The 1,429-nt window shown below is 59.6% G+C and carries 1 protein-coding gene; it reads left to right on the top strand.

The features are described from left to right. Positions 1-237: 237 nt before the first annotated feature. Positions 238-1,401, top strand: a complete 1,164-nt coding sequence (locus tag AWM69_RS23165; protein ID WP_218728563.1) for a phage tail sheath family protein — start codon at positions 238-240, stop codon at positions 1,399-1,401. The last annotated feature ends 28 nt before the right edge of the window (positions 1,402-1,429 follow it).

Genomic DNA, 1,429 nt, shown 5'->3' with positions numbered 1-1,429 from the left:
ATTATGGAGCATCCAAACTCCCCCGACCCTGCGGCACACATCACCTGCGCGATCGTAGAAGACTCAATCTCGACCTCGGGATTCATTACCAGTTTTACCGAATACGTCAGTGCTGCGCAGAACTTCGGCGTGCGCTGGATTGCTGTCGGCTATCGCGTCAAACCTATTTAAACCCCCCGCTCGAACGCTGTAACGCAACCGCCCATTGGCGGTTTTTTTGTTTCTATGGAGAAAGCCATGAGCTCTACCGACTTCTTTCACGGTATTACGGTGTCGCTGGTCGAGACCGGTGCCCGCATTATTTCCCTGCCTTCGTCCTCGATCATCGGCATCGTCGACACCTTCACCCCGGGGCTGGGCCTGGTGGCTTCCGACGTGCCCACCTTGCTGACCCGTGAGAGTGAAGCCGTGGCCGCATTCGGTGCCGATTCGGCGATCACTCGGGCCTGTAAGGCCATTTTCAACCAGTCAGCGGCTGCGATCGTGGCCGTGGGTGTGCCGGCTGATACCGAGGCGGCCGTGCTGACCAGTGCCGTGATTGGCGGCGTGGCAGCCGATGGCAAGCGTACCGGCCTGCAGGCCCTGCTGGACGGCAAGAGCCTGTTCAACCTGCAGCCGCGGTTGATCATTGCACCCAAGCACAGCGCCACTGAAGCGGTGGCCACCGCGATGGATGTGCTCGCCGGCAAGCTGAAAGCCATCGGCATCATTGACGGGCCTAACACCACCGATGAGGCCGCCATCGCCTACGCCGACAACTTCGGCTCCAAGCGCCTGTACATGGTCGATCCAGCGGTCAAGCAGTGGAGCACCGGCGCGAATGCCGATGTGTCGGTGCCAGGTTCTGCGATCGCTGCAGGTCTGTTTGCACAGACGGACTCGCGTTTTGGCTTCTGGGCCTCGCCGTCGAACAAAGAGATTGCGGGCATCACCGGCACCGTGCGCCCGATCGAGTACCTGGACGGCGACAAGACGTGCCGCGCCAACCTGCTCAACGGCGCACACATCACCACAATCATTCGCGATGGCGGTTATCGCTTGTGGGGCAACCGCACCCTGTCGAGTGATGCCAAGTGGTCGTTTGTCACCCGGGTGCGTACCACCGACATGGTGATGGAAGCGATTCAGGCGGGCATGAAATGGGCGGTTGACCGTGGCATCACCAAGACCTACGTCAAGGACGTGACCGAGACGGTCAACGCCTTTATGCGTGACCTGAAGGCACAAGGCGCGGTGATCAACTTTGAGGTCTACCCCGACCTGGAGAAGACCACGGCCAGCCAGATTGAGGAGGGCAAGGTGTGGTGGATCATTCGCTTTACCGATGTTCCTCCGGCGGAAAACCCGATTTTCCAAATTGAGGTCACTAACCAGTGGCTGACTGAAGTTCTGGAAGCCTGAGGAGGCGTTCAATGATTCCGCAAACCCT

This window comes from Pseudomonas sp. D1HM, assembly GCF_019266105.1.
In the GTDB taxonomy this organism is placed as follows: Bacteria; Pseudomonadota; Gammaproteobacteria; order Pseudomonadales; family Pseudomonadaceae; genus Aquipseudomonas; species Aquipseudomonas taetrolens.
Note: the sequence above shows the minus strand (reverse complement) of the source record. Positions and strands in the feature narration are given on the sequence as shown.

Excerpts from the sequence above, each read along its gene's own strand:
- AWM69_RS23165 (WP_218728563.1), top strand. The coding sequence starts at position 238 with ATGAGCTCTACCGACTTCTTTCACGGTATTACGGTGTCGCTGGTCGAG.